The sequence below is a fragment of the Colwellia sp. BRX8-7 genome (assembly GCF_014077275.1).
In the GTDB taxonomy this organism is placed as follows: Bacteria; Pseudomonadota; Gammaproteobacteria; order Enterobacterales; family Alteromonadaceae; genus Colwellia_A.
Map to the genome: position 1 here is coordinate 92,202 of NZ_JACGVP010000016.1, position 23,304 is coordinate 115,505.

Sequence of the window (23,304 nt, forward strand, 5' to 3'; positions counted from 1 at the left end):
CGTAACATTCGTTAAGTTATAAAGATAAAAAAGGCTGAGTATCTTAATTGATACTCAGCCTTTTTATTGAATGCTAATAATGATAATTAGTCTTACTTAGATATTTTCACTCTAATTCTATTACTACCAATTCTAGTTTCGTGCAGTGCTTTAATCGCTTTTTTAGCTTCTGCTTCATTAGGCATTGCCACAAACGCGAAACCTTTAGATTTTCCCGTTTCTTGGTCTAAAACTAAAGTACATTCGGTGACACCACCATGAGCTGAAAATAAAATCCGAATTTCTTGTTCGGTTGTAGAGCGAGATAAGTTACGTACTAATAGTTTCATCAACAATCCTAAAAAATAATATTAAAAGTAATTATCTCAAGATAGTTTACTTTCACCAAGCTATTTTATTTCATTAGCGGTTATTAATAGCTTTCAAACACATAATTTAAACGGTTGTTTAAATTATTCACCTCGGTTATAGTCAATATCATCTATTTTGTATTAGTGTTGCAGGTCTTTTTCATTTATTTTTAACATTCAAGTAAAGATAACCTATACTAAAATAAGCAGTTTTATCCATAATTCAAACAATATAGCTTTAAAGTTAATACCTGTTAACGTTATTGTGCTAAAGAAGAGGAATCATATATGTCTACGAACGTAACAATCCCGACTGAAGGTCAAGCCATTACCTGTGAAAACGGGCAGCTATGTGTCCCGAATAATCCTATTATCCCTTTTATTGAAGGTGACGGTATTGGCATCGATGTAACACCGCCAATGATAAAAGTTGTTAACGCTGCTGTTGAAAAAGCTTATAACAGTGATCGTAAGATCCACTGGATGGAAGTTTATGCCGGTGAAAAGGCAACCCAAGTTTACGATTCAGAAACATGGTTACCTGATGAAACATTAGAAATGTTTAAGCAATATAAAGTTGGTATAAAAGGGCCGTTAACTACACCTGTAGGTGGTGGCATGCGTTCATTAAACGTAGCACTTAGACAAATATTAGATCTATATGTTTGCCAACGCCCAGTACAATGGTTCACCGGTGTACCAAGCCCAGTTAAAAAACCAAGCGAAGTAGATATGGTTATTTTTCGAGAAAATTCAGAAGATATCTATGCTGGTATTGAGTATAAAGCGGGATCTGATCAAGCGAAGAAAATGATTAAGTTTTTAATCGATGAAATGGGCGCAACAAAAATTCGTTTCACCGAGAACTGTGGCATAGGTATTAAGCCAGTATCTAAAGAAGGTACCGAACGCTTAGTGAGAAAAGCCATTCAGTATGCTATTGATCACGACAGAGAGTCGGTAACTTTAGTACACAAAGGTAATATCATGAAGTATACCGAGGGTGCCTTTAAAGAATGGGGTTACCAATTAGCACGTGATGAATTTGGTGCTGACTTTATTGCGGGTGGTCCTTGGTGTTCATTTGTAAACCCAAAAACGGGTAAAGAGATCATCATTAAAGATGTTATTGCTGATGCAATGCTACAGCAAATTTTATTAAGACCCGCAGAATACAGTGTTATCGCAACATTAAATTTGAACGGTGACTATATATCTGACGCATTAGCAGCACAAGTTGGCGGCATTGGTATTGCACCAGGCGCGAACATGAATGATGATATTGCCATTTTTGAAGCAACACATGGCACAGCACCAAAATATGCGGGTTTGAACAAAGTTAATCCAGGCTCTGTTATTTTGTCAGCAGAAATGATGTTGAGACATATGGGTTGGGTTGAAGCTGCTGATTTATTACTTAAAGGTATGTCAGGTGCCATTAACGCTAAAACAGTCACTTACGATTTTGAACGTTTGATGGATGGTGCAACACTCGTTACATGTTCAGAGTTTGGTGATTGTATTATTGACCATATGTAATATTAACGTCATTAAGTTATAGTAAAGAGGATCAGTCGAACCAAATTCGACTGGTCTTTTTTAATGATAATTATTATGATATTTACCCTAGAACAAGCTTTAATAGTTTATAACCAAACGCTGTAATGGAATCGTTATGCACAAAGGACAATTAACAAGTTGGAAAGATAATAAAGGTTTTGGCTTCATTCAATCGAGTGAACTGACTAAAGATACCTTTATTCATATATCATCATTAAAAGAGATGAGCAGAAAACCTAAAGTAGGTGATTTAATTTACTTTGAAGTAGAAAAGCAAACTAACGGTAAAAGCAAAGCCGTTAATTGTCGTATTGAAGGTGTTGAAGCTAAAGTGATACAAGAACATAAACCTCGTATTTACAGAAATACTTCAGCCGTTAAAAGTAAGCTTGTTTTATTATTAGTGCTAGTAGGTATTGGTGCTTTTGCATTTCAACGACTAGGCTTAGCGCCTTAACACTTAACGCGATAAACAACGTTCGTAATTTATCGCGTTGCTAGACGACAAGTGTATGAAAGAAATTAAAGTAGATTAAGACTAAAATAGCAGATCAGAAGCTTTTCATTCTACGAGTAATTACGGGGAGCACTTCCCTAGATTCCATATAGCTCACTATGTCCGATACTCTTCAGTATTGGACATAGTGAGTATAATGGTTTAGACTGCCTTTATACGTACTATCTACTTGGTTTTCAAAATAATGTTGTTAAATAAACCTGTTCCTTTATATCCACCATACATTGATTTGTGTGATTTTGATTTTGATGACTACCCAGAGTTAGATAAAATATTCTCATCAAATGAACCTTGGTGGCTTGAACAATTTGATTGGGGGAAAATTTTCCTTACTTATATAGGTAGAAATAAATCTACACACACTTATGACCGATTTAGAAATGACGTTGAACGTTTTCTTTTGTGGTCATTTATTGAAAAGAAAAAACCAATAGACCAATTACGAAAATCAGACTTACTTGAATATGCTGACTTTTGTTGGCAGCCACCAGTTACTTGGATTGGTACATCAAATCAAGAACGTTTCAAAATATCCAATGGTTATTCTTTGGCTAATGAGCTTTGGTTCCCATATAAAATCCAAGCACCTAAAAGTCTAAAATCTGAATACATCATTGATAAGAAAAAATATCGTCCATCACAACAAACACTTTCATCAATGTTTACCGCAATTATCGTTTTCTACAACTATTTAATGGCTGAGGATTTTTGCATTGGTAATCCTGCACAAATAGCTAAAAAAGATTGCCGACATTTTATAATAGACTCTCAAGTTAAAGAAGTTAAACGTCTAACCGCTAGCCAATGGCAATATGTTTTAGATACAGCCATTGAAATGGCTGATGAAAACCCACTATTTGAACGAAATTTATTTGTTATATCAGCATTAAAAACCCTTTTTTTAAGAATTTCCGAACTATCAGAACGTGAAAATTGGTCACCTACAATGGGACACTTTTGGCAAGATGATGATGAAAATTGGTGGCTTAAAGTCTTTGGAAAAAGCCGTAAATTGCGTGACATCACGGTTCCTCTTGATTTCTTACCTTTTTTAGAGCGTTACCGCTCTTCCCGAGGTTTATTAGGTTTGCCATCAAGTAATGAAAATTCAATTCTTGTTGAGAAAGTTCGTGGCCAAGGTGGTATGACATCTCGACATTTACGCCGTTTAGTTCAAAGTGTTTTTGATCAAGCACATGAAAATATGCGTAGATCCGAAGGTGAAAATAAGGCATTAAAATTGAAAGAAGCTTCTGCCCATTGGTTAAGGCATACCGGTGCAAGTATGGAAATTGAACGTGGGCGCCCTCTTAAAGATATTTCAGAAGATCTGGGTCATGCAAGCATGGCAACAACCGATACGGTATATGTTCAAAGTGAAAATAAGAAACGTGCTGAAAGTGGTAAAAAACGACGGGTTAATTAATCCTACACTCATTTATTTGTATAACTTACTACTGACTTAATAAATGAATGTAGACCTTAATATATAGCGTTAATATTTTCTATTTAATGGCAACAGCTCTTAACGCTAATGCGGGATCTAAACGCATATTAAACCAATTAATACGCCAATCTAAATGAGGACCTGTAGTTCTGCCACTAGAGCCAACGGCAGCAACAACTTGTCCTTTTTTAACTTCGTCACCGGTTTTAACGTAAGATTTACTTAAATGTAAAAAACTAGAAGTAATACCATGACCGTGATCAATTATCATAGTGCCACCTGAATAAAACATATCAGGTACGAACATTACCACAGTGCCCGCTGCGGGAGCTTTGACTGGATCGCCGGTTTTTCCTGCGTAATCTAAACCATAATGTGGACGTTTAGGCACACCATTAAAAACCCGTTGGCTACCATAAACACCCGTAATAATACCTGTTATTGGTGCAATAAATCCGTTAGCAAAATCAGTTTTAGTACTTAAGGTTTTTCTGGCTGCACTCACTTGCGCGCCATCTTGCTTAGAACGAGTAATAGCTTTCGGATTTGGGTTCATTATTTTTTTGGCAATACCTTCAATACGCTGTATATCGTATTGACGCTTTGCCGGTGTTAAAGACTTTAATTCTTTTTCACCATTTGGTTGAGTGATCACTAATTGATGTGTTTTATCATCATCGCGGCTAAATCCAAAAACGTAATCGCCATATGCAGATAAAGGCAGCACTTTCCCATCAAAAGTAACGACATTATTATTAGCTGTTTTACCTATGACTAAAGCGCCCTGCTTTATTTCTCCCGAAAGCTTAATATCAGCAAACGTATGCGGACTAAAAAAAACACCCACTAAACAAAAGGTTATAAGCTTAATTTTTTTAGTATTAAGCATTTGCAATAGCGCCTTTACCAACACCTTCAAAGGCAACAACCGTTACATCACTTTGATTATCAGCAACTAATTGTCTGGCAATAAAGTCGGCTAAAAGCTCAACGGTTGAGTCACAATCGACAACGTCTAATACCTTATTCTCAACCGCGATGTCAAAGCGACCTTGTGGCGCGGTATAAGAAAAGAAATGGTGATCGGGCGTCAAATTATGTTGAGCAAAATTTGACAGTTCAATATCTGCTTTTGCAACACGGTCAACATCTGAAGCAATATAAATATCTTGCCAACGTAAGCACCAAGCTTTTTCTAATGCAGCTACCCGTTGACCTTTTTGTAAGATATGAATAGTAGAACGGTGACCATGGGCAATACGCTGACAATTTCCGTCATGTAATTTTAAACCATGGGTGTAGTGGTAAAAATCGCCACTTATATTCTCTGGTCGAAGGGTTAGCTTAAGACCTTGAACATTTTGTGGTAATTGCTCAAGAATTATTGCGGTTAAATGCTCAGTAACAGATGCTACATCAATCGTATCGCTAGTAATTTTAGCAAAAGCACATTTTGGTGACTGTAAATAGTAACTGGCTCGCTCACTAATAAAATCAACGTATTCATGGTTTTCCTGATGTAATGAATCAGTAACAGTAATACATTCGTTTTTCATCGGTAATAATAATTTATGATCAACAGCATCATCTATAATTGCTTTAATTTGCTTTTTAACCACAGCAAAGTCAAGCACCATGCTCATTTCATTGAGAGCACCATCAAGGAGTACATCAACGATCCAACTCTCGCCGACAATGCCACGTTCCTGGCAACAGTATGAAAAATCAATGACCGTTAAATCATTTACAAATAATTGCATTATTACTTCCTATTTAAATCTAGTCTTTTACTTGCCAAGCAATAGTATCGTTAGCACGGATTGGCACAACAACATCATGACCAAACGACATCGTCGCTGGTACATGCCATTGGGCTTTTTCTAAAGTTATTTTATCGTTATTAACGGGTAAATTATAAAATGCTGGCCCATGTAAACTCGCAAAGCCCTCTAATTTATCCAAGGCCCCTGCTGCTTCAAATGCTTCAGCATAAAGCTCAATTGCAGCATGTGCCGTATAAGATCCCGCACAGCCACAAGCAGATTCTTTGGCATGTTGTGGGTGAGGAGCAGAATCAGTTCCTAAGAAAAATTTACGACTGCCTCCAGTTGCTGCAGCAATTAATGCTTGTTGATGAATGTTACGTTTCAAAATAGGTAGACAGTAGTAATGAGGTTTAATTCCGCCAACTAACATATCGTTACGATTAAATAATAAATGGTGAACGGTAATTGTCGCCGCAACGTTATCACCTGCTTGTTCAACAAATTCGACCGCATTTTTAGTGGTTATATGTTCTAAAACTATTTTTAATTCCGTATATTTTGCTACTAAGGGCGTTAAAATAGTTTCAATAAATATCGCTTCACGATCAAATATATCAATATGGCTGTCAGTCACTTCGCCGTGGATCAATAAAAGCATGCCCACTTCTTGCATTGCTGTAAGTACATCAGCGATGTTATCAACACTCGTCACACCAGAAGAAGAGTTTGTCGTTGCCCCAGCAGGATACAACTTAGCCGCAAAAACAAGACCCGTTGCTTTAGCGTCGTATATTTCTTGTACGGTGGTTTTATCAGTTAAATAAAGCACCATTAATGGTTGAAATGGCGTACTTTGTTTTGAGCCGTTTATATTAGCAGCCATAATGCGTTGATGATATTGCGTCGCTAATTCAGCATTGGTAACTGGAGGAACTAAGTTTGGCATAATAATAGCGCGGCCAAAGTAACGGCTAGTATCTGGAACTGTGGTCGTTAAAGCATCGCCATCGCGTAAATGTACATGCCAATCGTCTGGGCGAGTAATGGTTAATGTTGTCATTTTTATACCTATAAATTAGTTAACTAAGTTTAAAATTCTGTATTTTCAGATTGATGAGCGTCTTGCTCTTTCTTATCAGCCGTTTGCAATAACGCTAATAATTGATCTTTTAAATTTGGTGGTACTTTATAAATAGTAATACTTTCATTTGCCGCATTGTAAACAACGTCTTCGCCAAAGTGACTGCGTTCAAAGCTCAAGCTGATCCCGTTACCATACCCTGAGTACTTAGTGACTTTATTAACAACCGTTTGATCATGTGGAAAAGATTCTTCCAACGGATAAGATTGCTCTTGGCAAAATTGGTGAAAATCTTGAGTGGCGCCCTCTTGCTTGATCACTTGCCCTATTTCTTGAATGGAGACATCCTGAGCAGCACTTTTTTGTTCTTTACAGTAACTCAATAATTCTTTGCGAGTATTCTGTTTTTCTGTCGCATCAAGTTGATTAACAGCAACATAATCTTCAACGGCCTGCACTAACGTTTGTGTTTGTTCTTTGGAATTTAAGCCTTCTTCACAACCTAAAAAGTCTAAAAAGAAATCAGAAACAACACGACCCGCTCTACCTTTGATAAACGAAACATACTTATTACCTTGCTGGTTTTCTTTATAATCAAATAAATCGATACGCGCTGCTAATTGCATACGCGCGGTATCAAGGTGTTTGTCAGCAGAAATATTTAATTCGCCATCGACAGAATAATGTTCAGAAACGGGGATCACTGTAGCAAGTAAATAACGACCGCCCATGTACTCATAGTGACAAACAACTAAGTAGCCTGTTTCTGCCAGGTTATATTTTTCCAATTCATTTTTTAATAAATTAGCCGCCTGACTACTAAAAGCATAAAAACTTTGTGATTCACCTAAATAGCTTTCCATAATATCAACAAAACGAGCAGTATCTCCTGCTGCAGGCATAGTGGTAAAATGTCCGTAGGCTTTACTCGCTTTAGCATTATAGATTTTATGAAGTCCATCAACAAAATTTTCAATCTTATTGCTGATTTCGATAGATTCTGGCCCTAAACGCAGCACAACTTCACCGGTTTCTTCTTTTTTGGTTAAAAAATGTAGGGCAATGTTTGAAATAATTAAGCTCATAGTTAAAGGCCAGTTTTATATTGTTCAGGCATTTGATAAACTTGTACCAATCTATCAAATAACCTATTAAGTATTTAAGATGCCTATTGTATCCAAGTATTCGAATGAACGTGTAGAAAAAATTATCCAAGATTTACATAATGTTTTAGTTAATGAGTCTGCAACCCCTGATCTAGCGCTAATGTGCTTAGGAAATACCTTAACAGAAATTATTAATAAAAATATTCCTGAAGCAAAAAGAGCTGATATTGTAACCAATTTCACTAATGCTTTAAAAAAGTCGGTCCTATAATTACCACTATATTCATAAAATATAGAACTGATAAACTACAATAATAAGAGAATGATAATTAACTATGGTTGCATTTGATTCAAAAACGTATAGCAAGCGCCTGTTACACCTGATCAGTTGGAGCCATTGGTTCACTTTTTTTAATATAATTGCCGCCATTGGATTATCATCCTTTTATATTTTTAGTGAAGGAGGTCCCGAGACATTCCTTGGACAATTTTATTTAATCACCACGTGGTTTAGTCATATGGGTTTTTTAACCTTTATGACTTTTGTTTTAATACTATTCCCGATCACCTTAATATTTCCACATACCCGTTTTATTCGTGCGACAGCCTCTGTGGTCTTTACCCTGCAATTGTTAATATTACTGCTAGATGCATATATATATAACAGTTTGGGTTACCATCTAAATGCTTCTTCAAGCGCACAAATTGTTGATCTAATTAGCACGCAAATACAACATAACAGCCGTATGTTTTGGTTTGTTAGTATCGTATTAACCTTGTTTATTTTAGCCTTTGAATTAATTCTGAGTAATTATGCGTGGAAACATTTAAGAGACTTACAGAAAGTCGTCTTCGCAAAATTTGTTGTTATTGGTTTAGTCTGTTCTTTTTTCTTTAGCCACTTATTACATATTTGGGCTGATGCGAACTTAGAATATGATATTTTAAGGCAAGACACAGTATTACCTTTGTCATACCCTTCGACGGCAAAAACATTACTCACCAAATACGGTATGTTTGACCGTGAAGCATACATAGAAAGAACAACAAGCCCACTAGCCTTTACCAATGCTATTCCTCAATACCCGCTGCTCAATGAAGCGTGTGTATCACAAACACCAATACAAAAATCAGTATTTATGGTGGTTAACGATGTAAGCTTAACAGATAAGCAGATCAAGCAATTCAAGCAGAGAAACACCCAAAACCAGTTAACGCTCGAACATCATATAGATAACGCCTTACACAAAAACGCGTGGTTTAACTTGTTTTACAGCTTGCCTAGTATTTACCAAGAAGGCTTGGAAGAACAAAAGGCGATCCCTTTACTCTTTCAATTATTAGACAGAAATAAGTTGGCAAGTTCTTACACAATGATCCATGACAAGATAAATAAAGAACTAGTTTCAGAATCACAAGGTTTTGAACATTTATTTAGCCAGCAAACGACACTTGATAATATTTCATCACTAGTCTTTGCTGATAAGCTTAATAGCTTACCTGTAGGCTTACATTTATTTTATTTTGCTGACAGTAATACTTACCAATTTGAATTGTTTATGGATGCTTTGCTACTAGCACAAAAAACAAAACAAACTAAAGATATTATTTGGATCACTTCCGTTGGCAATAAGACCAAGGCGACCAGTTTATCTATTAAACCTTCGTTACTTATTTTACCTGAAAGTAAAAGTAAAACAGTGAGCCATTTAACCAGTCACATGGATATTCAACCAACCCTTATACAGGAATGGTTAAACTGTGACATTAATGAAACAACCTATAGTAATGGTAAAAATGTTCTGCGGTTATCCAAAGACCGTATTATTGCCAATACCATGGACGATGGCATGATGGTATTTAGTAAAGACAAATCGGTGTTTATTGATCAAAACGGTAATTTCCAAAGCTACTCTCGACAATTAGCGGCTCCCATAATGGTAAACTCTGATTTTCCATTAATGATTGATGGGGTTAACTTTATTAAGCAGTTTAGTAAGCAGGCAGAGAAATTGAACAATAAATAAACTAACAGATTGATTTTCTATATTTTATATTGCAATCAGTATTTAAACCATTATTATACAGGCAGTAAACAGATTAACCCTCTTAATGTTTACTGATTCGGGGTATAGCGCAGCTTGGTAGCGCGTGCGTCTGGGGGACGTGAGGTCGCAAGTTCGAATCTTGCTACTCCGACCATATTAATGAATCAAGACGTCCTAGGACGTCTTTTTTTATGCCTAAGGACCAATCTAAACGACTAATCAGCAAAATTATAACGCTTTTTACAGACCTATATTGTGTTATGAAATCCCACCACTAATTAACACTCTAAGTAACACTATCTATTACTCATGATTATGATGTTATTTAGAAAGACCTGATTGTTTAATTATTATAATATTGATGTGTCATAGCAAAATAGCATAACCATTAGGCAATATTTAAGTTAAGGCCGCAAAAGACAAAAATTATAATTTTACTGATACTTTAGGCTTACAAATGGCACCAAGAAAAGATAATGGATAAAAGAGATCACAGTATTACTTTAGCTAAGCTCTCTCTTTACCGTGATAGAAATATACAAACTTCTCAATATCGTGAACGCCTGTTCCCCACATAGGTGAGTTTAATGAAATAACAGAACCGTCCTTTGCTATTTTAATCTTTTCTCTTACATAAGTTTCAAATTCTGAAAAGTTCTCAATTTTAATGTTTTTTAATTCTTCTACAAAGTGCGCTGCTTTATACTTAACGGCTTCTCGCTCATAGTGTTTCGCACAGTTTTCAGGAATAAGAAAAAATTCTTCATCTTCATCCCAATCAAAGGCTTCCACGTAGTCAATTTCTATACTTCCTGACCCATCTTCTGAGTAACATGCAAAGGCGACATCATAGTCTTTTGTTTCAGGCTGCTTGCTAAAGACAGACTCTAAATCGTCGATGATATGCTGAACCTTCATTTAGCTTCCTAACACCCCATTAAGAGGTTTTAATTGTTGGTTAAAAAAGTGACGAGGGAGCAAATAGCGAACTCTTACTTGTCCTTGTTAAATGGCTTGTTAGCCTTATGTTACCTACTTGTTACGTAGAAAAAAACTACATTTTTGTCTTCTATTTAAGCTTGAATATTACATTAAAATATCTATAATCCTGCTGGCTAATAAGTTTAAGGAATGAACGATTTATAATTAACTCCATTAAACGCAGGTAAATATTACAATTATGACTGTCATGGCACACCCAAATTTACAAAATGTTAAGCGATATAGAGTTCAAGATAAGGTTTTTGGTATTCAAGAATACTTTTCTATTGCCAAGCATGGTGACAAAGCTAAAATTTTAGCAGAGAAAAGACAAAAAGAAATCTCTCAAAAAAGACTATATCGTCAAATACGTATGCAGTTAGATATAAATAAGATATTTCATCCTGATGGAACCGTTATTGGACTAAAACGAACATTAAAAAATAAAAGTGGTTCAATAAAGCAAATTTTACATATTCAAATTATCGTAAATGGCAAACAGAAAAAAACTGATATCACAATTGATAATAAAACCTTTGAACAAGCATATCTTAAGGCTCAAAATAAAATATTGGAGTTAAGAAAAATTGAGCAATCTCCTGAAATAACAGAAATATTCAAAAAAATAGCTGGATACTACAAATACAGCTAATGCCCCATCAAGAGGCTTTTAATTGTTGATTACAATGTTAACGCCACTTAACCAATGGTTTAAATGCCTGCTTGAATGCCTTGCTATGCATCAATTACCACCAATCAATGATTCAATATTACTAACAACTAGATCAGGATCTGCTATATGTAGATGATGTCTTTTTGATTCAGAAAAAATAATTTTAGTATCAGTCGATAAAGCTTTAAAACTGTTAATTGCATTAGCATATAAATCATTCATAGGCTTAGCAATACTGTCGGGAACAAAAGGTTCATCATATCTAGGTGTTTGGTTAATATAATCTTTACTTGTTTTTGAAAAAAGAACAATAAGAGGCTTACCTTCAAAAGTTTTGGAAGCTGTGATTAACTCATAACTTTTAAGGTGATCTACTTTTTCAGCCATATTTTTAAACATAGGGTCTTTTACACCTAACTCAAATTCCATTATATCTTGCAAATCTTTATTTTCTGTTTCAAAGCCATTAGGCCATCTTGTAGCCATTGTATGAAAATACCCATAAATACCTGGGTCAATGAATACAGCACCTAAAACATCACTGGTATATAAATGATTGTAAGCTCGAATAATGTAGGATGCATAGGAACCACCAGCAAAATAATATGGAGGTTTAACATTGGCGACAGATAATAATTCATGTAACCAGTTTGCCGTATCAAAAACGGTAAAAGGTACAGGCCCTTTCTCACTTTTCCCCAACCCTAAACGATCGTATAAACAAATACTGAAAGTTTTATTTAACCGCTTAACATTATTCATCCAAGCTCCATCCGAGCCTGCTCTGCTATAACCTTGCTCTAAAATAAGCTTAGGTTTATCGTTTTCATAACATTCTAAATAAAGTTTAAAACCACCAACATCATAAAGTCCTTTCTTTGTTGGTAATAGAGTTTCATCGTTGGCTGTACTGCTAAAGTTTACCAAGAGAAATATAAATGCTAAATATGATTTCATACACTGTCCTTGTATATATTTGATACCTAACGCCCTATTAAGAGCCAACTGTTATTTGTCTTGCTTTAACAACTTGTGAGGCGTTTAAAAAAACCAACCCGTTGGATTATCAATAGCCTTTTCCTGATCAAGCGCTTTCATGCCTTTAACCGAACGAATTATTAGCCAAACCATCCAAAACAGCAGCACAAACCAACCAATTAAGATCACAGATAAAACTGAACCTAAAAAGATAAAAAGAGCACCAATCCAAAAAGTTCTAATTTGGAATTGATAATGTGTTTTTAACCATTCAGGTGCTTCGTCCCTATTGATATAGGCCATTACAACGCCAATAATCCCAGTTATACCAAAGATTAAGCCGACCATATAAAGTATGTAAACTATTTTGGCAGACCCTTTCGTTGTACGGCTATTTTCCACTGTTACTTCACTCATCTATTTTTTCCTTTAATTGTGATGAATTTTAATTAATATCTAAACATCAATAAAAGCCTAACGCCCTGCTTGAATGGCTTATACGCACGAACCTTTTGAAAAGCTTAAATTCATAATATTCTCTAATCGATCACTATCTCCATTCCTAATATCTATAGAAACATAGTTCCCAGCGTTTATATATTCTACAAGCTGTGCGTCGCTACAAACTTTATCTTTTATGTACTTACCAGAGTTCGTTTTTATTTTAGTTTTATCATTTGAATCAAGATTTTCACCTATACCACTTAATTCTAATGCTAAACCTACAGTATTTTTATCTACGTGAAAATATGTCATTTTTATACGATTATCATTTTCAGTAAAATATTGTTCAAACGATGTCTTTAATTCTTCCTGAGATGGTTGCATTAAATCATTGTATGCCATTCTGCTTATATTTAGTGCCAATAGAAAAAATAGTATTTTTTTGAGATGCTTCTTCCAAACCATATTAGATAACCCAGTGCGTTTAACACCCCATTAAGTGGAAAATGATCGTTGACTAAAATAAGCGACGAAAGAGCAGATAGCCAACTGTTATTTTTCCTGCTTGTATAGCTTATATTACATTTCTACCGATGCGCCCCAACCTACTGTTTCGCATGAGTTTGATGGAATTAAGGGCATTAATTTAGCTCTAAATGAAGAAATCTCACTTAAATTCAACTTCATATAAGCGCTTAAAGATGAAGACCAAAGTTTCCTTTTTTCAGAATAGAATATGTAATCATCGTCAAAGCCAACAATTTTTGCTCTTGATATTATTTCAGCAACTTGTTGCTGACTTTTGCAGTCAACCATAAAACTTACCCAATGTACTTTCTTAGCATTAGATCCTTTCTGAATGAGCAACTCAATTAAACTTTGATCAGCTTCAAGATAATTAAATGGTGAAGGTTCCAGATTTATCTGCTTTGTAGCACAGCCACAAATAGAAATAAGTACTAAAGTTAATAATGTTATTTTGCGCACAAACTTTCCTTGTAATATAACGCCCAATTAAAGGGCTAAAAATTGTGGGATATAATAGAACAGAGCGAACAGTTCACTGTAATTAGTCCTGCTTAATTGACTTTTTATGCTCAAAACACTCTGAATTTTTCGTTAGAAATAGCTTGTTCTTTAACATTTGTTGCCAAATAAACAACTTTAGAAACATCTGAAATACGTTCATGTTTCAGGTAAGGAGATTGAGCCTTCTCCCAATACTTATTAAGAAAGGCAAACTTTAATTTTTTAAATTGCTCAGGCTCTACGTAAATGTCCGATGAATACCAATATTTAGAAATACTTCCATCTTGATACTGAATGGTTAATAGTTGAGTTTTATATCCTAATATAGTTAGATCGGACGATTTGATCTTGATACTGGCTAAAGTTCTGGTTTCATCTGATCCATCGAAAGTCTCTACTTTATTCGAATTCCGAAAGCGTACGTATTGTTTGTTTTCTTTTGAATTATAAACTTCCCATACATTGTCATTACTCTTTTCAATTTTTGTAAAACCCTCTTTGTAATAAGTCTTCATTTCATATCCATAAATATTTTGGACTTCAGAGTCTGAGACGCTCTTATTCAGAGAGATTGCCGAAATAGAATAAGTGATAACACCTTCAAAGCTCTTTTTGGCATATGAATTTAAACTAATAAGGGTAAGTAAAATTAAGGGCAGAAACTTCATAATAATCCTTGAGCATAACGCCTAATTAAGAGGCAAAATTTAGTTCGCGAAAATGTTGAACGAAGTTAAACAGTCACCTGTTTTTATCCGTTTGAAGTTATTGTTAAGCTTTTTGATTTATTGGCTCAACATCAAGAAATGGTGTTGAAGGTGTTAACCTAAAAAATACTACACGAACACCAATGTCTGAAGTTTTAATGGTAATATTTATTAAAGCATCACCGTTTTCGAAAGTGCCTTTGAACGAAAACTCGCCTGTTGTACCAGACGTGTGAGCATTGTAATTACCAATTTCAAAATCTGAAATACTTTTAATTTTTCCCATCGTTTTGAATTGGGCCAGTATTATTTTACTCTCTTGAGTATTGATTTGTTCAATAAATTCATTACTCAAACGAGCATATATGTCCTGTGTTTCCCAGCGCTCACTGAAATCAGCCATAAACTGTTGCACAAATGGCTCTTGTTCGTCCTTAAAGCTAGATGAACCTGCCGCTAAAAATATAATTAAGATTACAATCAGCGTAAATAGACCACCAAGCCACATCATTAACTTTTTTAGAAACTCCATACTATGATTTATCCTTAAATGTCTAACGCCCGTTAAGCGGTAAAAATATTGTTGGCTAAAATTGACAACGCAGAGATAACAGTCAACTGTTGTTTGTAGTTTGAATGTCTTGTTAGCAAACAATTTAGTTAAAAAAAACAAGCTTTTACACTGTACTGATGGAAGTAATAAGCATAAATTACCGCATCACTTAGCCACAAAACTTAATAGTTAAACAATAACACAGAATGCTTAACAAATTATAAACAAAATAATTACAACAAAAAAGGAAGGAAGCAAACACTAATCCTTTGATGTTAAGAGACAAACACACCGATAATAGTTAAGAAATTGTGTTGCCTCTGAATAGCTTGTTATAAGCTACTTAACTCCAAACCTATCTTTCTAAGTAATTTGGTATTAAACCTGTCAGCTCTTGAAAGCTTTGAATCATAAGACGTTGCTCTGGAAATTTATGAAATTTAATATTTAAATATTCATTCTTAGTTAGCAACTTACCAAATTTCTTAAGAACATCAGGAGTTTTGTCTGCAAATAAGCCACTTTCTAATGTAATGACCGAAATATCAGCCCAAGGAATAAACAGGTTTTTATGACCAAACTTAAAAGGAAAAATAACGCTTAAGTAAAGCCCACTTTTATTTCCGGCAACTCTTAAAATACCATTGTGACTAATTTTACCCACATAACCATTTCCTGTGTGGAATTTTACAACTGAGTTTTTCTGTTGATTATTACCATATTCTTTAGCTAGTTTTTGCCAACCACTCTGTTTTCCTAACGTATATGAAACCCCAAACCATCCGGTAACAAAAACAACAGAAAACCAATAAGATGTTAAAAACTGTTCTGATAGGTGCTGGAAACTAACAATATACTCTTTCGCTATAGGTGGGATTTCACCTCCAGATCCAGAGTAAAGAGAAAGTACAAAAAATGAAACGAAGGCAATTGTCCAAATAAACCCTAAAAACTTTAAAACGATCTTCATACAATCCTTGTAACTTATAACGCCCATATTAAGCGGCAAATAATAGTTGACTATAGGTGAGCAACAAACAGCAGCCAACTGTTTTTGTCCGTGTGAACGTGTTGTTAGTTGCTGATCACACCAATAGTTGATACATAAATCAGAAAGATACCAAATATAAGAGAAACAACCCCCGCAGGCCTGAATGTGCTTTTAAAATTATGAGCTGACCAAACAGCAAATTTACGATGCTTATCAGAACCCATAATTACAAGCCCAATACCAACAGCGATTAGTAAATAGCCAATACTAAGTATTAATTGAGGATACAGTGTAGATTGATTAAAAAGTACAAAGACAACCCCTGCGAATAAACGACTAATAACTTCGAACCAATGGAAATAACTTCTATTACTGAAACTTACGATCCCATCTGACCAATAATTTGGATTAACAATCATGACGATACTTAGACAGATCATTATTAAACCAAACGCAGTGATGAAATACACAGAAATCTCCTAAGCAACTAACGCACATATTAACGGGCAAATAATAGTTGGCTAAAATATGAGGCGAAGCGGAACCAGCCAACTACAATTTTTCCCGCTTAAATAGCTTGTTATATGTAAATTACCTAACTAGTCCTAATACTTCTTCGCCTTGAAACCCAACACTTAATTGATTACAGCTTTTTGCCGTTATTTGGACATCGACAAATGAACCTTCAGCTGCACTATACATTTTTGCATCCCAAGAAGATTTCGTTGAGTCTATCTTCAGACTTTTTAATACAACTAAACCAATGGACTCAGGGTTTAAGTTATGAGAATAAACTGAGATTTCACCTTTAGTTAAATCAATAAAAAGTTTTGCCGGTTTAGCTGAGTGATCCCAAATACCAGTAAGATTACACTCATCACTTTTCGCCTTAGGTGAAAATATTGAGACTATAAAGATTGAGCTTAAAACTATCAGTTTGAACATGACTATCCTATACATATAACACTCGCTTGAACGCTTGTCAGAGAGCAGTTAACACCATTCACCTCTAACTATTTGATTTAAAAGCGCGTTTTAATGCCTTGGGAGTTATTGAATCCCCCTTAACAATCCTACTATTATTAATTCCTCTAAACTTAGATATTACTGCTGAGTCTGCAGTATATGATTGTCCATTTATAGTGATGAAGCCATCAGTAAAGTACACTTTAAACAATTCATTCTGATTTGGAGACATTAACAACAATATGTCAGCACTTTCTAGGTTGACTGGATTTTTGGTTGTTGTAGCCGTTAATACTACGGTATCAATAAAATTTTTTATTAATTTAAAATTTTCCCATCTAGCATAAACAATTGCACTATCTTGCTTTTGATTTAGCCAATAAATAGATTCTACTTCTTGAATCGTACTTGTGTCATAAAATTCATCATTAGCAGCTAATACAACAGTAGGTATTATGCACAAACACAAAAATAAAAACTTAATCATTTCGCAACTCCTTGATAATTCACAGAGACTATCTCTGCTCCCTAACGCCCCGCTAAGGGAAATTTATAGTTTGCTAAAATGTTGAAAGGAGTAGAAAACAGCAAACTGTAAGTTTTCACTCTTGATCGAATTGTTAGGAGTAATGGCTCGGTATGTTTTGTGTGTAAGTATTGATACCCAATAATACTGACTTACCTTCACCAGAATTTAGAGCACGCTTTATGGAAGAACTAAATTCGTCCAATGATGATGCCTCAAATTGGATCTTAAATTTGGCATAGCAAATGTTATCAGCAGATTCATTACCAGCTATATCGTTTGATACTGACACTATAACTGCTGTGTGACCAGCGGAATCAAAACAATAAAATTTAAATTTACAATGTCCATAAATTGAGTCTTTCTCTCCAATTTCAAATATCACTTCATCAGAATTTGATTTCGGGAATCCAACTAATTGTTCAGATAGCGTTTGTAAAACATCCGCATTTATATACTGTTCAGTTTCCCCTGAAAAACGTCCATTACTGGCAGTAATCCAAACCTTTGCTGTGTCATCACGCAGAAACGTTAACTCTATTATTGCTTTCAATTTTAGGTACACCTAACGCCCCGATAAGGGGAAATTTAATTGTTGGTTATAACGTGAAGCGAGCATAGCCTAACCAACTGTTAAAAAGACCTGCTTGAATAGCTTATAGTGACTTCAAACTGAATGCTTCATTAATTTTATTAACCAATTCTTTAGCTTGAGCTTCATCAAGTGAAATAGGTAAAGAAGAATAAGACAAAAAACCTTTAGATACTATGTTTAGACCAACACCAACGGAACCGTCTTCTAAGCCTAGCTTATGTACATTAACCTTAGTTTTTATTAAAGTTTTAGCTAACGCATCTACTTGACCTAATGCGCCAATTTCTTTGCCTTTAAATAGTTTAAAAAGTGCCATGCTCGTCCTTGTAAAATATAACGCCCAAATAACAGGCTAAAAATAGTGGGCTAAAATGGAGCCAAGAGAACGGCCTGCTGTTTTAGTCCTGTTGATTTTCTTATTAGGTACTTTTACCCAAACCAAGCGACTTAAGTATTAAAAGTGATAATAAACTAATAAGACTAGAACATATAAAGCCTGTAAGCGGAGCAAATGTTCTTCCCGTATCGGATATGACCTTACTCATCGCTAGCTCTTGAGATGCGGTAATTTCTAAACCATTAAACATACCGTCATTATTAAGATCGAACTTATTTAATTGAAATTCTAAATAAACTTCATATCCAAAGACTGAATATATTATTAAGCCGTATGAAATGGCAAAAATATAAAGACTGATTTTCGATGGAAACGCTAATTTTTTTCTTGATAATTTAAGATAAAAAAATATTACAATTGGTGCAAGATACAATAAAACAAAGAACATGTAGATTAGAACCATCCAGACACTCCAAACGCCACGTTAAGCGACAAAAGATTGTTGGTTAATGTTGCAAAAGGAGTGAAATAGCCAACTTTTTTTGTCCTTGTTTAATCTCTTAGGCATTTTTACACCTATATTTTTGCTGCATATACTGAACGGATAACTTAGCTATTTTTTCGAGAACATCCAGTTTGATATCGGATAGTTTATTAATATACAAACAAGATTTGCCCAGCTTATGTTTACCTAGTTCCTGTAATAAGTCTTCGATTTTGTCAAAACCAGGCATTATATAAACCACTAAGTTTTGTTTTCTAGGAGAGAACGAGATTACTGCGGAATCTCCTTCACGACCGCTATCGTATTTATAGTGATATTTACCGAAGCCAATTATGCTGCCACTTAAATAAGGCTTATACCCAGATACTCTTTCCAAAAGAGATAACAACGCAAATGAATCCGATTTTCTGGTCTCATTTTCAATGCACGATATAAAATTGTTGATTTCATCCATTTGACTGCTCCAAAATTATCGAAATGCCTTGCGGCCATATTAAGTGGCAAATAATAGTTGGCTAAAATGTGAACGGAGTTAAACTGCCAACTGTAATTTTTCCGTTTGAAGTTCTGTTAGGTTTAAAGAAAGCCTGCAGAAAAAATACCTGCACCAAGGCCCAAAAACCCCATAGAAGCTCCACGAATAACCTTTAAAATTTTAGACATTTCATATATGTTTTTACCTTTGAGCAGTGAATCAACAATATGGTCTTGCCCAACCAAAGAAAAAAATATTGATAGAGCTAAAAAAGCTAATGAAACATAGATACCATTTCCAATTACAACAACGTTTAATTGTATAAGAATTATTATTGCACCAATGACAGCAGATGAAAGCCACGCATATTGTTTTAATAATTCAAAATGAAGCTCTGTTGTCAATGTTTCATTCTTCGCTTTATTTGTACCGACTGAATCGACTTCGATATTTTTTTCTACTATTACTTCTTCCATAATTTAAAAAGAACTCCAATGTATGGTTAAACCTATTGCCTACTTTTAGAGGCAAATAATATCTTGGCTAAAATAAGCGACGTAGGAGCAAAAGCCAACAATTATTTGTCCTGCTTTAACGACTTGTTATATTTTTATTGCAGAGTGATATTGGCTTCATATGTTTCACCGTTAGGCTTCAACATACTCAAAACGACATTATCACCAACTTTCTTTTGTAAAGAGCTCTTAGCTGTTGAAGCTGAACAGCCAGGAATTTTACATCCATCAATTGCAACTACGTCATCGCCAACGTTAAGCCCTTCTTTTTCAGCAGAAGAACCTTGAACAACTGATTTGATAGTAGCTTTAGTTACTTCAGGACTAAAAAAACCAGATACATTTACATCCATTTTAAAACCTTTTTCACCTTGCTCCTCTGCAAAAGTATAGAAAGAAAACATAGTTAACAAAATTGTGATTAATACTCTCATGGTAGATTTTATCCTTAAAATATAACGCCCCATTAGGAGGCTAAAAATTGTTGGCTATATTCGCGAGGAACGAGCGCTAGCCAACAATTTTTAGCGTCCGTTTGAGTCACTTTCTAGGTTAATACCTTAATTTTCACTCAATTCTACAACCATTGGCTTACCGCCAAAACCATGTTCATTACATTTGGCTCTTACTATTACCTTAGATATTTCTGATGGAATTTTTATATCACACTGGCTACGAGTAAATGGTTGCTCATTATCATGAGGATGAGCAAGTTGACGGTATCCAAGTTTATTACCGTCTAAATCTATAACTTCCCAACCATCTGCGTAATGCCCCCACCCTTGGTCATTGTGCCGAACTGAGGTGGCAAAGCACCAACTACCGTTTGATTTCTTAGTAGCGAGAACCTGTGTAACCTGAGCAAAATCCAAAGAAGTAGAATAAGTATCTACGTCAAATTTTGATGCGAATGTTGATGATGCAAAAATCGATAATATTACCAGTAGTTTCATGTAAACTCCATTTCACCTAGCGTCCTAATAACGGACAATAAAATTGTTGGTTAAAATGGCGCGAAGCGAACAGCCTGCACTTTTCAGTCCTGTGGATTAGCTTGTTATACATTACTTGCTAGTGGTATTTCGGCTTTAGGCCATTTCCACGCGTACCAAATAATCGCCAATGAGATTAAAACCTCTATCGCTGTTAAAAATAAGTAAAACACCCAGGTTTCTGTCAAATTAGTTGCAATAAGAATAACTATATAAAGCGTGCTCAATATTATATTCAACCAACGATTTATCTTAGGTTGCACCACTAAGGTAAAAAATATCATCACACTTGGCATTGCCATTAATAAAGCAACTGCAAAAAACTCTAATTGAGTTTCAGCCGTTACTTTTACTGCCATAGCATCTGCTAATATTCCAGGTACATAAATCTGTATATAGTCACCGTAAACATAACAAAACATTACCGCTACCCAAAGCGCAGAAATCTTTAATTTTACATTAATTTTAAAATCTTCATAAACTTCTGTATTATTTTTAACTGTACTCATTCAAAACTCCATATTTTCGATAACGTATAAGGCCCTGTTCAGGGGCTAACTTTGGTTGGCGTACTGTGAGCGGAGCGAGACCACCAACAGTAACTTGTCCTTTTAAGTGATTTGTTATATTTAGAATTTATAACCAACATCTAATGTAAACATAGCCTTTCTTGAAGGGTTGATACGCTGATTACTAAATAATGGTGTATATGATTCTTCATCATAGACACCCACTCCAGCTCCTAAAACCCAGCCACTGTCTTTAAAGCCTTCCAAATGATAATTATAAGTTATAAAACCATATCGGCTATCTCCATCAAAGATACCTTGAATTTCACCAAGTGAAAAACCAACAGAATGATATTCATCATCTGAAACAATTGTTTGCATTCCTACTGAATATCCAGGTAACCCAACTGACATGAAATATTTACTATCTTGATGTTTTACTGAAAACTGAGTCCCAATAATTCCACTATATTGAAAACCTGCCCCAAGTGAAAACTCAAATTCAGCTCCAAAAGCAGAAATAGGGAGATAAGATAATAAAATAAGCAGTGATTTTTTGAACATAACACCATCCTTGATTAATAAAAATAACGCCGCATTAAGCGGCTAAAATTGTGAACGCAGTGAAACAGCCAACTGTTTTTTGTCCGTTTTAATGCTTTGTTATATGTTTTTTCGGCGATAAACTACAACCCAAAAGTATACTAATATGGCAATTAAATTTAGAAAATACAAAAAAAAACCAATTAGCATCCGATGATCAGTATCATCATTTTCAATAAAGTCTTCTAACATTAACGTCCAAAAGCCAATAACAGTAATAAATAATATAGGGATACCGACTTTCTCAACTAAATGAGCTTTATTCCAATTAACATATGTATATTCATCTAAATACCCCATTAGAGCTGCAATAAGAATTACAACGACAACAAGTGTGTACCAAAAACCTGCAAGTAATTTCATAAAAGTTTAAACATAAAATGCCCCATTAAGAGCCAAGTGTGTTTTTTCCATTTGAATAATTTGTTAGGTGAATTATTTACCGTACCTGCGAATAACGGATACCTGACCATTTTCTAACTCAATAACATCTAGTACCACTTTGCTATAACTAAATTCTGAACCATCTGAGCGTAGACCTTTAGCAGAAAATTTATGCTTAAATGCAATTGAGTTGTAACCAACAATATACGCTATTAATTTTGAATCATAACTAGTATGGACACCCAAATAACGAGTCATCCCTTTGCGCATCATTTCTTTCCCATCCGGTTCTCTAGAATCATCGGGAGCATTAGGGAAATGTTGATTGCCTACATCATCAGTTAAGAATGATAAGTAATGTTCTAAATCTTCTTTAGAAGCATTAGGCTGTTGAGTTTTTACCTTTGCTTTATAATATGCTTGAAAAAATTTATCGTAATCAACCATATCTTCATTGGCTACCACATTTATTGAAAGACAAGTAATTAAAACAGCTACGATTGATATAAATTTATTCATTTGTGCTCCTTAGTATGAGATTCACATAGACACAATGACTCCCCACAAGGTGCTAGCCTCTAAATGTGGGTTAGTTTTACAAACCAGAGCCATAATATATGTGTCAACATTATCAAACAGAGGCTAGCATGATAAAACATAACATAC

The 23,304-nt window shown here is 34.8% G+C and carries 32 protein-coding genes, 1 tRNA gene and 1 pseudogene; 7 read left to right on the top strand and 27 right to left on the bottom strand.

Features of this window, described 5'->3' with window-relative positions:
* Window positions 1-92 precede the first annotated feature (92 nt).
* The gene (locus H4J57_RS15515; protein WP_070373576.1) at window positions 93-329 is read right to left on the bottom strand and encodes an RNA-binding protein; all 237 of its coding nucleotides are present in this window, start codon (window positions 327-329) and stop codon (window positions 93-95) included.
* Between the two features lie 309 nt (window positions 330-638).
* On the opposite strand from H4J57_RS15515, the gene icd reads away from it, so the two are divergent.
* The 3 genes and pseudogenes from icd to H4J57_RS15530 all read left to right on the top strand — a co-directional run bounded on the left by icd (window position 639) and on the right by H4J57_RS15530 (window position 3,853).
* Window positions 639-1,889: an NADP-dependent isocitrate dehydrogenase gene (gene icd, locus H4J57_RS15520; protein ID WP_182230903.1), complete on the top strand. Its 1,251-nt coding sequence runs from the start codon at window positions 639-641 to the stop codon at window positions 1,887-1,889.
* Between the two features lie 136 nt (window positions 1,890-2,025).
* Window positions 2,026-2,239 (top strand): annotated as a pseudogene (locus H4J57_RS15525) (cold shock domain-containing protein); the annotation flags it as partial.
* A 372-nt stretch (window positions 2,240-2,611) separates the two neighbouring features.
* A complete protein-coding gene (locus H4J57_RS15530; RefSeq protein ID WP_182215169.1) occupies window positions 2,612-3,853 on the top strand; it encodes a tyrosine-type recombinase/integrase in 1,242 nt (413 codons plus the stop codon).
* Window positions 3,854-3,932: 79 nt separating this feature from the next.
* On the opposite strand, the gene H4J57_RS15535 is transcribed toward H4J57_RS15530, so the two are convergent.
* From H4J57_RS15535 to yejK, 4 genes are read right to left on the bottom strand one after another with little or no spacing between them, the layout of a single operon-like run.
* Entirely contained in the window at window positions 3,933-4,763 is an 831-nt protein-coding gene (locus H4J57_RS15535; protein WP_182243531.1) for a M23 family metallopeptidase, read from the bottom strand.
* Entirely contained in the window at window positions 4,756-5,634 is an 879-nt protein-coding gene (locus H4J57_RS15540) for a 6-carboxytetrahydropterin synthase (RefSeq protein ID WP_182221945.1), read from the bottom strand. The genes H4J57_RS15535 and H4J57_RS15540 overlap by 8 nt, the downstream gene beginning before the upstream one ends.
* Before the next feature lie 19 nt (window positions 5,635-5,653).
* Window positions 5,654-6,700, bottom strand: a complete 1,047-nt coding sequence (pyrC, locus tag H4J57_RS15545; protein WP_182221946.1) for a dihydroorotase — start codon at window positions 6,698-6,700, stop codon at window positions 5,654-5,656.
* A 29-nt stretch (window positions 6,701-6,729) separates the two neighbouring features.
* A complete protein-coding gene (yejK, locus tag H4J57_RS15550) occupies window positions 6,730-7,806 on the bottom strand; it encodes a nucleoid-associated protein YejK (protein ID WP_070373582.1) in 1,077 nt (358 codons plus the stop codon).
* Between the two features lie 79 nt (window positions 7,807-7,885).
* Here yejK and H4J57_RS15555 point away from each other — a divergent pair, with 79 nt between their 5' ends.
* The 3 genes from H4J57_RS15555 (at window position 7,886) to H4J57_RS15565 (ending at window position 10,029) form a co-directional block, all read left to right on the top strand.
* Window positions 7,886-8,098, top strand: coding sequence for a DUF1414 domain-containing protein (locus H4J57_RS15555; RefSeq protein ID WP_070373583.1), 213 nt, complete (start codon window positions 7,886-7,888; stop codon window positions 8,096-8,098).
* A gap of 64 nt (window positions 8,099-8,162) precedes the next feature.
* Window positions 8,163-9,854 (top strand): DUF3413 domain-containing protein, encoded by a 1,692-nt coding sequence (locus H4J57_RS15560; protein WP_182221947.1) that lies wholly within the window; start codon window positions 8,163-8,165, stop codon window positions 9,852-9,854.
* A gap of 98 nt (window positions 9,855-9,952) precedes the next feature.
* Window positions 9,953-10,029, top strand: a tRNA-Pro gene (locus H4J57_RS15565).
* A gap of 353 nt (window positions 10,030-10,382) precedes the next feature.
* Here H4J57_RS15565 and H4J57_RS15570 read toward each other — a convergent pair.
* The gene (locus tag H4J57_RS15570; RefSeq protein ID WP_182215160.1) at window positions 10,383-10,793 is read right to left on the bottom strand and encodes a hypothetical protein; all 411 of its coding nucleotides are present in this window, start codon (window positions 10,791-10,793) and stop codon (window positions 10,383-10,385) included.
* Between the two features lie 262 nt (window positions 10,794-11,055).
* On the opposite strand from H4J57_RS15570, the gene H4J57_RS15575 reads away from it, so the two are divergent.
* A complete protein-coding gene (locus tag H4J57_RS15575) occupies window positions 11,056-11,508 on the top strand; it encodes a hypothetical protein (RefSeq protein WP_182215158.1) in 453 nt (150 codons plus the stop codon).
* Window positions 11,509-11,598: 90 nt separating this feature from the next.
* Here H4J57_RS15575 and H4J57_RS15580 read toward each other — a convergent pair whose 3' ends face one another.
* The 21 genes from H4J57_RS15580 to H4J57_RS15680 form a co-directional block, all read right to left on the bottom strand.
* Window positions 11,599-12,486 (bottom strand): alpha/beta fold hydrolase, encoded by an 888-nt coding sequence (locus H4J57_RS15580; RefSeq protein ID WP_182243532.1) that lies wholly within the window; start codon window positions 12,484-12,486, stop codon window positions 11,599-11,601.
* An 84-nt stretch (window positions 12,487-12,570) separates the two neighbouring features.
* Window positions 12,571-12,924, bottom strand: a complete 354-nt coding sequence (locus H4J57_RS15585) for a hypothetical protein (protein ID WP_182215154.1) — start codon at window positions 12,922-12,924, stop codon at window positions 12,571-12,573.
* Between the two features lie 78 nt (window positions 12,925-13,002).
* Entirely contained in the window at window positions 13,003-13,416 is a 414-nt protein-coding gene (locus H4J57_RS15590) for a hypothetical protein (RefSeq protein ID WP_182243533.1), read from the bottom strand.
* Window positions 13,417-13,530: 114 nt separating this feature from the next.
* Window positions 13,531-13,938, bottom strand: a complete 408-nt coding sequence (locus H4J57_RS15595; protein WP_182243534.1) for a ribonuclease E inhibitor RraB — start codon at window positions 13,936-13,938, stop codon at window positions 13,531-13,533.
* A gap of 110 nt (window positions 13,939-14,048) precedes the next feature.
* Window positions 14,049-14,648 carry a hypothetical protein gene (locus tag H4J57_RS15600; RefSeq protein WP_182243535.1) on the bottom strand — a complete coding sequence of 200 codons (600 nt, stop codon included), beginning with the start codon at window positions 14,646-14,648 and terminating at the stop codon, window positions 14,049-14,051.
* Between the two features lie 103 nt (window positions 14,649-14,751).
* The gene (locus H4J57_RS15605) at window positions 14,752-15,219 is read right to left on the bottom strand and encodes a hypothetical protein (protein WP_182215148.1); all 468 of its coding nucleotides are present in this window, start codon (window positions 15,217-15,219) and stop codon (window positions 14,752-14,754) included.
* 376 nt (window positions 15,220-15,595) lie between these two features.
* The gene (locus H4J57_RS15610; RefSeq protein ID WP_182243536.1) at window positions 15,596-16,210 is read right to left on the bottom strand and encodes a hypothetical protein; all 615 of its coding nucleotides are present in this window, start codon (window positions 16,208-16,210) and stop codon (window positions 15,596-15,598) included.
* 104 nt (window positions 16,211-16,314) lie between these two features.
* On the bottom strand, window positions 16,315-16,701 hold the full coding sequence (locus H4J57_RS15615) for a hypothetical protein (RefSeq protein WP_182243537.1): 387 nt from the start codon (window positions 16,699-16,701) through the stop codon (window positions 16,315-16,317).
* Window positions 16,702-16,822: 121 nt separating this feature from the next.
* Window positions 16,823-17,176: a hypothetical protein gene (locus tag H4J57_RS15620; RefSeq protein ID WP_182221957.1), complete on the bottom strand. Its 354-nt coding sequence runs from the start codon at window positions 17,174-17,176 to the stop codon at window positions 16,823-16,825.
* A gap of 64 nt (window positions 17,177-17,240) precedes the next feature.
* A complete protein-coding gene (locus H4J57_RS15625; RefSeq protein ID WP_182243538.1) occupies window positions 17,241-17,684 on the bottom strand; it encodes a hypothetical protein in 444 nt (147 codons plus the stop codon).
* Window positions 17,685-17,817: 133 nt separating this feature from the next.
* Window positions 17,818-18,276: a hypothetical protein gene (locus tag H4J57_RS15630; protein ID WP_182243539.1), complete on the bottom strand. Its 459-nt coding sequence runs from the start codon at window positions 18,274-18,276 to the stop codon at window positions 17,818-17,820.
* A 103-nt stretch (window positions 18,277-18,379) separates the two neighbouring features.
* A complete protein-coding gene (locus H4J57_RS15635) occupies window positions 18,380-18,634 on the bottom strand; it encodes a hypothetical protein (protein WP_182243540.1) in 255 nt (84 codons plus the stop codon).
* 103 nt (window positions 18,635-18,737) lie between these two features.
* The gene (locus tag H4J57_RS15640; protein ID WP_182243541.1) at window positions 18,738-19,118 is read right to left on the bottom strand and encodes a hypothetical protein; all 381 of its coding nucleotides are present in this window, start codon (window positions 19,116-19,118) and stop codon (window positions 18,738-18,740) included.
* 97 nt (window positions 19,119-19,215) lie between these two features.
* Window positions 19,216-19,614: a DUF1801 domain-containing protein gene (locus H4J57_RS15645; RefSeq protein ID WP_182243542.1), complete on the bottom strand. Its 399-nt coding sequence runs from the start codon at window positions 19,612-19,614 to the stop codon at window positions 19,216-19,218.
* A 122-nt stretch (window positions 19,615-19,736) separates the two neighbouring features.
* Window positions 19,737-20,111, bottom strand: a complete 375-nt coding sequence (locus tag H4J57_RS15650; RefSeq protein ID WP_182243543.1) for a hypothetical protein — start codon at window positions 20,109-20,111, stop codon at window positions 19,737-19,739.
* A gap of 134 nt (window positions 20,112-20,245) precedes the next feature.
* On the bottom strand, window positions 20,246-20,584 hold the full coding sequence (locus tag H4J57_RS15655; RefSeq protein ID WP_182215135.1) for a PDZ domain-containing protein: 339 nt from the start codon (window positions 20,582-20,584) through the stop codon (window positions 20,246-20,248).
* Between the two features lie 126 nt (window positions 20,585-20,710).
* Entirely contained in the window at window positions 20,711-21,103 is a 393-nt protein-coding gene (locus H4J57_RS15660) for a hypothetical protein (protein WP_182221963.1), read from the bottom strand.
* Window positions 21,104-21,207: 104 nt separating this feature from the next.
* Window positions 21,208-21,651, bottom strand: coding sequence for a DUF6326 family protein (locus tag H4J57_RS15665; protein WP_182215129.1), 444 nt, complete (start codon window positions 21,649-21,651; stop codon window positions 21,208-21,210).
* A gap of 120 nt (window positions 21,652-21,771) precedes the next feature.
* Entirely contained in the window at window positions 21,772-22,215 is a 444-nt protein-coding gene (locus tag H4J57_RS15670) for a hypothetical protein (RefSeq protein ID WP_182221965.1), read from the bottom strand.
* A 99-nt stretch (window positions 22,216-22,314) separates the two neighbouring features.
* Entirely contained in the window at window positions 22,315-22,617 is a 303-nt protein-coding gene (locus H4J57_RS15675; protein ID WP_182243544.1) for a hypothetical protein, read from the bottom strand.
* 72 nt (window positions 22,618-22,689) lie between these two features.
* Window positions 22,690-23,157 (bottom strand): nuclear transport factor 2 family protein, encoded by a 468-nt coding sequence (locus H4J57_RS15680; protein ID WP_182243545.1) that lies wholly within the window; start codon window positions 23,155-23,157, stop codon window positions 22,690-22,692.
* Window positions 23,158-23,304 lie beyond the last annotated feature (147 nt).

Excerpts from the sequence above, each read along its gene's own strand:
- H4J57_RS15515 (WP_070373576.1), bottom strand. The coding sequence starts at position 329 with ATGAAACTATTAGTACGTAACTTATCTCGCTCTACAACCGAACAAGAA.
- icd (WP_182230903.1), top strand. The coding sequence starts at position 639 with ATGTCTACGAACGTAACAATCCCGACTGAAGGTCAAGCCATTACCTGT.
- H4J57_RS15530 (WP_182215169.1), top strand. The coding sequence starts at position 2,612 with ATGTTGTTAAATAAACCTGTTCCTTTATATCCACCATACATTGATTTG.
- H4J57_RS15535 (WP_182243531.1), bottom strand. The coding sequence starts at position 4,763 with ATGCTTAATACTAAAAAAATTAAGCTTATAACCTTTTGTTTAGTGGGT.
- H4J57_RS15540 (WP_182221945.1), bottom strand. The coding sequence starts at position 5,634 with ATGCAATTATTTGTAAATGATTTAACGGTCATTGATTTTTCATACTGT.
- pyrC (WP_182221946.1), bottom strand. The coding sequence starts at position 6,700 with ATGACAACATTAACCATTACTCGCCCAGACGATTGGCATGTACATTTA.
- yejK (WP_070373582.1), bottom strand. The coding sequence starts at position 7,806 with ATGAGCTTAATTATTTCAAACATTGCCCTACATTTTTTAACCAAAAAA.
- H4J57_RS15555 (WP_070373583.1), top strand. The coding sequence starts at position 7,886 with ATGCCTATTGTATCCAAGTATTCGAATGAACGTGTAGAAAAAATTATC.
- H4J57_RS15560 (WP_182221947.1), top strand. The coding sequence starts at position 8,163 with ATGGTTGCATTTGATTCAAAAACGTATAGCAAGCGCCTGTTACACCTG.
- H4J57_RS15570 (WP_182215160.1), bottom strand. The coding sequence starts at position 10,793 with ATGAAGGTTCAGCATATCATCGACGATTTAGAGTCTGTCTTTAGCAAG.
- H4J57_RS15575 (WP_182215158.1), top strand. The coding sequence starts at position 11,056 with ATGACTGTCATGGCACACCCAAATTTACAAAATGTTAAGCGATATAGA.
- H4J57_RS15580 (WP_182243532.1), bottom strand. The coding sequence starts at position 12,486 with ATGAAATCATATTTAGCATTTATATTTCTCTTGGTAAACTTTAGCAGT.
- H4J57_RS15585 (WP_182215154.1), bottom strand. The coding sequence starts at position 12,924 with ATGAGTGAAGTAACAGTGGAAAATAGCCGTACAACGAAAGGGTCTGCC.
- H4J57_RS15590 (WP_182243533.1), bottom strand. The coding sequence starts at position 13,416 with ATGGTTTGGAAGAAGCATCTCAAAAAAATACTATTTTTTCTATTGGCA.
- H4J57_RS15600 (WP_182243535.1), bottom strand. The coding sequence starts at position 14,648 with ATGAAGTTTCTGCCCTTAATTTTACTTACCCTTATTAGTTTAAATTCA.
- H4J57_RS15605 (WP_182215148.1), bottom strand. The coding sequence starts at position 15,219 with ATGGAGTTTCTAAAAAAGTTAATGATGTGGCTTGGTGGTCTATTTACG.
- H4J57_RS15610 (WP_182243536.1), bottom strand. The coding sequence starts at position 16,210 with ATGAAGATCGTTTTAAAGTTTTTAGGGTTTATTTGGACAATTGCCTTC.
- H4J57_RS15620 (WP_182221957.1), bottom strand. The coding sequence starts at position 17,176 with ATGTTCAAACTGATAGTTTTAAGCTCAATCTTTATAGTCTCAATATTT.
- H4J57_RS15625 (WP_182243538.1), bottom strand. The coding sequence starts at position 17,684 with ATGATTAAGTTTTTATTTTTGTGTTTGTGCATAATACCTACTGTTGTA.
- H4J57_RS15635 (WP_182243540.1), bottom strand. The coding sequence starts at position 18,634 with ATGGCACTTTTTAAACTATTTAAAGGCAAAGAAATTGGCGCATTAGGT.
- H4J57_RS15640 (WP_182243541.1), bottom strand. The coding sequence starts at position 19,118 with ATGGTTCTAATCTACATGTTCTTTGTTTTATTGTATCTTGCACCAATT.
- H4J57_RS15645 (WP_182243542.1), bottom strand. The coding sequence starts at position 19,614 with ATGGATGAAATCAACAATTTTATATCGTGCATTGAAAATGAGACCAGA.
- H4J57_RS15650 (WP_182243543.1), bottom strand. The coding sequence starts at position 20,111 with ATGGAAGAAGTAATAGTAGAAAAAAATATCGAAGTCGATTCAGTCGGT.
- H4J57_RS15655 (WP_182215135.1), bottom strand. The coding sequence starts at position 20,584 with ATGAGAGTATTAATCACAATTTTGTTAACTATGTTTTCTTTCTATACT.
- H4J57_RS15660 (WP_182221963.1), bottom strand. The coding sequence starts at position 21,103 with ATGAAACTACTGGTAATATTATCGATTTTTGCATCATCAACATTCGCA.
- H4J57_RS15665 (WP_182215129.1), bottom strand. The coding sequence starts at position 21,651 with ATGAGTACAGTTAAAAATAATACAGAAGTTTATGAAGATTTTAAAATT.
- H4J57_RS15670 (WP_182221965.1), bottom strand. The coding sequence starts at position 22,215 with ATGTTCAAAAAATCACTGCTTATTTTATTATCTTATCTCCCTATTTCT.
- H4J57_RS15675 (WP_182243544.1), bottom strand. The coding sequence starts at position 22,617 with ATGAAATTACTTGCAGGTTTTTGGTACACACTTGTTGTCGTTGTAATT.
- H4J57_RS15680 (WP_182243545.1), bottom strand. The coding sequence starts at position 23,157 with ATGAATAAATTTATATCAATCGTAGCTGTTTTAATTACTTGTCTTTCA.